The sequence below is a fragment of the Methylorubrum podarium genome, from assembly GCF_040270385.1.
Classification (GTDB): Bacteria; Pseudomonadota; Alphaproteobacteria; order Rhizobiales; family Beijerinckiaceae; genus Methylobacterium; species Methylobacterium podarium.
On record NZ_JBELQE010000066.1, the window covers coordinates 22907 to 28906 of the forward strand.

General features: G+C 69.9%; 4 protein-coding genes. 2 read left to right on the forward strand and 2 right to left on the reverse strand.

Annotation, left to right across the window (positions count from 1 at the left end):
- Positions 1 to 264 precede the first annotated feature (264 nt).
- Positions 265 to 1428: an adenosyl-hopene transferase HpnH gene (gene hpnH, locus ABS772_RS11375; RefSeq protein ID WP_108941242.1), complete on the forward strand. Its 1164-nt coding sequence runs from the start codon at positions 265 to 267 to the stop codon at positions 1426 to 1428.
- A gap of 242 nt (positions 1429 to 1670) precedes the next feature.
- Positions 1671 to 4166: an esterase-like activity of phytase family protein gene (locus tag ABS772_RS11380; RefSeq protein ID WP_350394580.1), complete on the forward strand. Its 2496-nt coding sequence runs from the start codon at positions 1671 to 1673 to the stop codon at positions 4164 to 4166.
- Between the two features lie 48 nt (positions 4167 to 4214).
- Here the strand turns inward: ABS772_RS11380 and ABS772_RS11385 are convergent, their stop codons facing one another.
- Both ABS772_RS11385 and ABS772_RS11390 read right to left on the reverse strand, forming a co-directional pair.
- Positions 4215 to 4892, reverse strand: coding sequence for a phosphorylase (locus tag ABS772_RS11385; RefSeq protein WP_350394582.1), 678 nt, complete (start codon positions 4890 to 4892; stop codon positions 4215 to 4217).
- A gap of 32 nt (positions 4893 to 4924) precedes the next feature.
- Positions 4925 to 6000: polysaccharide biosynthesis/export family protein (locus ABS772_RS11390; RefSeq protein WP_350394583.1), on the reverse strand; the 1076-nt coding region annotated here is incomplete at its 5' end.

The window sequence follows — 6000 nt, forward strand, 5'->3', positions numbered from 1 at the left end:
GCGGTTTGCCACGCACGAGGAAAGGTCAAAAATCCGCCGCAGAAGGCGGAAATCAGAAGATCATCCCGTTCCGGATCGCGCGGCCGCGGGCTTCGTCCCAGAAGCCTGCGGCCGGCTGCGACACCGGCACGACACACTCCCGTTAAATCGCGCCCGATCGGCGCCCTCTCGGAACGGTTCCAGCCTAATGCGCTGGAATTCTTGTCCTTCTCACGCTAAGCAGCCCGGCTAAGTCCGGAACCACAGCATCTAAGGAGCCGCGTCTTGGGAATCCCCATACGGTACGTCGCGAAGATCGGCGGCTACATCCTCAAGCAGCACATCACCGGGCGGAAGCGCTACCCGCTCGTCATGATGATGGAGCCGCTGTTCCGCTGCAATCTCGCCTGCGCCGGCTGCGGGAAGATCGACTATCCCGACGAGATCCTGAACAAGCGCCTGCCGGTGGACGAGGCCCTCGAATCCGTGCGGGAGTGCGGCGCACCGGTGGTCGTGATCGCCGGCGGCGAGCCGCTTCTCCACAAGGATCTGCCGCAGATCGTGCAGGGCATCATCGCGCAGAAGAAGTTCGCGATCGTCTGCACCAACGCGCTGCTCCTTGAGAAGAAGATCAAGGAGTACAAGCCGAGCCCCTACTTCACGTGGTCGATCCATCTCGACGGCGACAAGGAGATGCACGACCAGTCGGTCTGCCAGCGCGGCGTCTACGACAAGGCGGTGGCGGCGATCGCGAAGGCCAAGGAGATGGGCTTCCGCGTCACCATCAACTGCACCTTCTTCAACAACTCGTCCGCCGACAAGATCGCCGACTTCTTCGATTCGGTGACCCGCATGGGCATCGACGGCATCACGGTGTCGCCCGGCTACGCCTACGAGCGCGCGCCGGACCAGAAGCACTTCCTCAACCGCAAGGCGACCAAGGACCTGTTCCGCGGCGTGTTCCGGCACGGCAAGGAGAAGGGCCGCGAGAAGTGGACCTTCCAGCAGTCGGGCCTGTTCCTCGACTTCCTGGCGGGCAACCAGTCCTACCACTGCACCCCGTGGGGCAACCCGACCCGCACCGTGTTCGGCTGGCAGAAGCCCTGCTACCTGCTCGGCGAGGGCTACGCGGCGACCTTCAAGGAGTTGATGGAGGAGACCGACTGGGACGCCTACGGCACCGGCAACTACGAGAAGTGCGCCGACTGCATGGTCCATTCGGGCTACGAGGCCTCCTCGGTGGTCGATTCGGTCAAGAAGCCGTGGAAGCCGCTGGTGCACGCGATCCGCGGCATCAAGACGGAAGGCGACATGGCCCCCGAGATCAGCCTCGAGAACCAGCGCCCGGCGGAGTTCGTGTTCTCCCGCAACGTCGCCCAGAAGCTGTCCGAGATCAAAGCCTCGGGCGTCGACACCAAGCAGGAAGCCCGCAAGCGCACCGCCGCCTGAATCCGGCTTCCCCGCTCAAGACAAGGCGACCCGCGCGGCACCGGCCGCGCGGGTCGTTTCGTCTCGAGGCCACGCCTCGCCGTCACGGGCGGCCCCACGGCATATGTGATAAAATTACCGCAAATACACTTAAGTTATGTTTAGGTGCCCTGGACCGGGTATCTGACATGAAACCGTGGTCGAGCGCCCGCTACCAGCCCGCCCAACAGCCGTAACAGGCTGACGAAGGGGCTGGGGTCACCATGAATCGACGGGGTCTGGCCGCGAAGGCCGTGGGGTCGTTCGGCTTGCTCGTCGGCCTGGGGAGCGCGGCCGGGGCGCAATCCATCGTCGCGACGAGGCCGAACCTGCAAACGAGCGATGGGCCGGTCTCGACCACGCTCAACGGCACGACGATCACGAACCAGGGCCTGCAGGGCGTCGGCCGTCTTCCCGCGACGACCCGCGACTTCCTCGGCGACACGCTGGGATCCTTCTCCGCCCTCGCGGTGGATCTCGCCTCCTGGCGCCGGGCCGGCGACACCTATACCGGCACGCTCTACACGTTGCCCGACCGGGGCTACAACAATCCCGACGGTGGCCTTTTTACCGACTATGCCGGCCGCCTCAGCCGCTTCACCCTGACCTTCACGCCCGAGCCCGGCGCGAACCTGCCGCAATCGACGGCCTCGCAGCGGCAGATCACCCTGACACCGAACGGCGGGATCGTGTTCACCGACGCGCAGGGCCGGCGCTTCAGCGGCCTCGATCCGGGAGCCGGCACCACCACGCAACTCGGCACGATCCTGCCCTCGGCCACGACCGGCCCGAGCGCCGGCCGGATCAGCCTCGATGCCGAGGGCCTCACCCGCCGCCTCGACGGCTCGTTCTACGTCAGCGACGAGTACGGCCCGAACATCTACTACTTCAACCCGACCGGGCAGCTTCAGGGCGTTCTCGGCGTGCCGGAGGCGCTGCGCCCGCGGACGAACGGCCAGCTCAACTTCAACTCGATCAACCCGCCCGATACCGGCCGGCGCAACAACCAGGGCTTCGAGGCGCTCTCGCTCACGCCGGACGGCCGCAGCCTCGTGACAATCCTGCAGAGCGCGACGCTGCAGGACTCGGGCACCAGCCAGCAGACGCGCGCCAACACGCGCATCCTGATCTACGACGTCGCGGCCAACCCGACGCCGACGGCGCCGAGCCGCGAATACGTGCTGCAGCTGCCGGTCTACCGCGACAACGGCAACGGACAGGCCGCGAACCGGACGGCGGCCCAGAGCGAGATGATCGCGCTCAACGACACCCAGTTCCTCGTGCTCGCCCGCGATTCCAACGGCCTCGGCACCGGCACCACCACGCCCATCGTCTACAAGAGCGTGCTGCTCGTCGACATCGCGGGGGCGACCAACATCGCCGGCGGCGCCTTCGACAGCACCGCGACGCCGATCTCCCCGAACGGCGCGCTGCGGGCGGACATCCGTCCGGTGCAGGTCAGCGAAGCCATGAACATGCTGAACCCGACCCAGTTGGGCCGCTTCGGCATGAACCTCAACACCAACCCGGCGACGCAGACGACGCTGTCGGAGAAATGGGAGGCGATGGGCCTCGTCCCGGTCCTGAGCGAGCGGGCGCCGAACGACTACTTCCTCCTCGTCGGCAACGACAACGACTTCCTGACCCGCCAGGGCAGCATCAACGGCCAGAGCTACGATGCCGGCATCAACAACGATTCCGTCCTTCTCGCCTACCGGCTGACCCTGCCGACCTATGTCGATCCGCTGTCGCTCGCCGTGATGAAGCGGACGGCGCCGGTGGTGCTGCAGGGGCTCGGCAGCACGACGCTGAGCTACGCCGCCGCCGCGACCGGCGGCGTGCAGGATCATCTCTCCGCCCTCCGCCGGGGCGCCGGCACCGCGGCGCCCTGGGGCGAGGGCTGGGGCCTCTGGCTCGGCGGCGACGTCGTCTTCGCCGATCAGCCGCGCAGCGGCAGCCTCGGCCTCGACCGGACCATCGCCCGCGGCACGGTCGGCCTCGACCTGCCCTTCACCGGTCCCTGGCGCGGCGGCGTCGCGCTCGGCGGGGGCGGCGGCTCGCTGACCCGCCCCGGCGGCTACGGCCAGGATCACAGCGCCTACAGCTTCAGCGCCTATGGCGGCTATTACGGGCCGGATTTCTACGCCCAGGCGATCGCGGGCGGCGCGCCGGAGGTCAACCTCGACCGCCTCCGGCGTCCGGCCGCCTACGGCCTCACGGCGACCGGACGGACGCAGGGCAGCGCACTGGCCCTCGACGGCGAGGTCGGCCTTCCGTTCCAGATCGAGCCGTTCCGGCTGACGCCGTTCGCGGGGATCACGCATCTGGCGGCCCGCGTCGAGGGCTTCACCGAGACGGGTGCCGCCGGCAACAACATCGCCTACCAGGGGCTGACCGCGCGACAGACGACCGCGCGCTTCGGCGCCGAGCTCGCCTTCTACGGCTTCGGCCCGCTCATTCCCTCGGTGCGGGTCGCCTACAATCTGGCGATGGGTCCGCAGGGCGGCACCTCCACCGTGCGCCTCGCCAGCGTCGCGAACCCACTCGCCGGTGCCACCCTGACGGTGCCGTTCCTCCGCGACGACTTCGTCACCGCGGGCGCCGGCCTGCAGGGCGCCTTCAGCGAGCAGCTCGGCTGGCGCGTCGATTACCAGGCCGCGATCGGACTGCGTTCGGGGACGGCGCACGGCGTGACGGCGGGCCTGCGCTACCAGTGGTGAGCGCCGCCTGACGGCCGGCCGTTTTCCCTGAGCGTTTGCGAGAAACGCTCAGGCCACCCCGAGACCGGGGCCGAGCCGGGCGCGGCAGCGGGCGAGCGCGGCGAAGGCCGCCGAGGAGTCGCGGCCGAGCCGAACCAGGTCGCCGATCCGGGCGCGGCCGCGCAAGAGCGCGCCGAGCACGGCCCGGATGTCGGGCTCGCCCTCGGGCGTCAGGGCCGTGGCGGCGAAGGCGGGCAGGGCGCGCTCGGCGGGATCGCAGACGACCCGAAGCGCCGCGAAGGGGAGGGCGTGGCGGGCGGCAAAGGCGGCGGCCACGTGCGATTCCATGTCGACCGCCAGGGCTCCGGTGCGGGCGCGCAGGGCCGCCTTGTCGGCGACGGTCATGACCGCGACGTCGGAGCTTACGAGGCCGCCGGTGAGGATGCGGCCCGGCGACCCTCTCAAAGCATCGGACAAGCGGCGGCTGATCTCGGGATCGGCCGAGAAGCGCCCCTCCGCATCGAGATGCGTGCCGACGACGACGTCACCCGGCCTCAGGGCGGGATCGAGGCCGCCGGCGATCCCGAAGCTGACGACCGCGCGCAGGCCGCGGGCGGGCCGCCCGTCGAGCACCTGCCTCAGCCGCGCGGGATTGCCGCCGGCCTGGATCGTCTCGACACCCGGCCCGGCGGCGATGCGGGCCTCGCGGGCCAGTCCCACCACGGCCAGCACCGTGCCGCCGTCCATCGCCCCGCCCTCGGGATCCGCCGCGCGCCGGATCACCGCGTGACGGTGTAGAGCGAGGCGCCCGCGGAGACCGGCGCCGTCACGGTCGAGAACACGCCCAGCACCTTGGCCAGCTCCGCGAACGGTGAACTCGACACGTAGACGAGGTCGCGGTTGCGCATTCGGAAGCTCTGGCTCAGGAACAGCCCCTGCGGGTCGCGCAGGTTGACCCGGTACACCACCGGCACCTGCGGCGAGGCCAGGAGCGGCGAGTTCGGCCGCAGCCGCCGCACCACCGCCGCCGGCTCGTAGCGGAACAGGAACACGCCGGCCGGGTCGGCCTGGGCCTCGCGCAGGCCCGCGGCGCGGGCCAGCGCCTGCGACAGCGTCAGACCGTCGGCCCCGAACGGCACCTCGGTGGTGTTGCCGAGTGCGCCGACCGACAGGAAGGTCTGCGGATCGCGCACCAGCGTCAGGGTATCGTTCGGCCGCACGAAGATGTTCTCGCGCGGGTTGGCGACCACGGTCGTCATCGGCACGGTGACGGTACGGTTGCCGCGCGACAGCCGCACGAAGGTCTCGGCCACCGGCGTGCGCACGCCGCCGGCCTGGGCGATGACGTCGAGCAGCCTGTCGCCGCGGCCCGACAGAGGCACGCGCATGCCCGTGGCGGCTTCACCGGTGACGGTGACCGACTGCGACACCGGCTTGGTGACGGCGACGAGGACCTGCGGCTGGATCGCCTTGCCGGCGAGCTCGGCCTCGATCAGCGCCTGGACGTCCTGGGTGCGGCGGCCGACGACCTTGATGCGGCCGGCATAGGGCACGGTGATGCCGCCGTCGGGGCCGACCACCTGTTCGGGGATCAGGGCGGACTTGGAGCCGGCGGAGAAGCGGTCGGAGACGAGCGGACCGGAGAACAGGCCGCCGGCGCCGGCTTCCCAGACCTGCACCGCCACGTAGTCGCCGACGCCGATCACCGGCTCGAGGGCGGGCCGGTTGTCGCCGAAGGTGACAAGGAGGCTGTCGAGGGGTCGTGTGCGCAGGGACTCGACGATGGCGGGGGTGACGTCGATGATCTCGTAGCGGGCGAACAGGCCCTCGGCGGTGGCGATGTCGGCGCCGCTCT

Excerpts from the sequence above, each read along its gene's own strand:
- ABS772_RS11380 (WP_350394580.1), top strand. The coding sequence starts at position 1,671 with ATGAATCGACGGGGTCTGGCCGCGAAGGCCGTGGGGTCGTTCGGCTTG.
- ABS772_RS11385 (WP_350394582.1), bottom strand. The coding sequence starts at position 4,892 with ATGGACGGCGGCACGGTGCTGGCCGTGGTGGGACTGGCCCGCGAGGCC.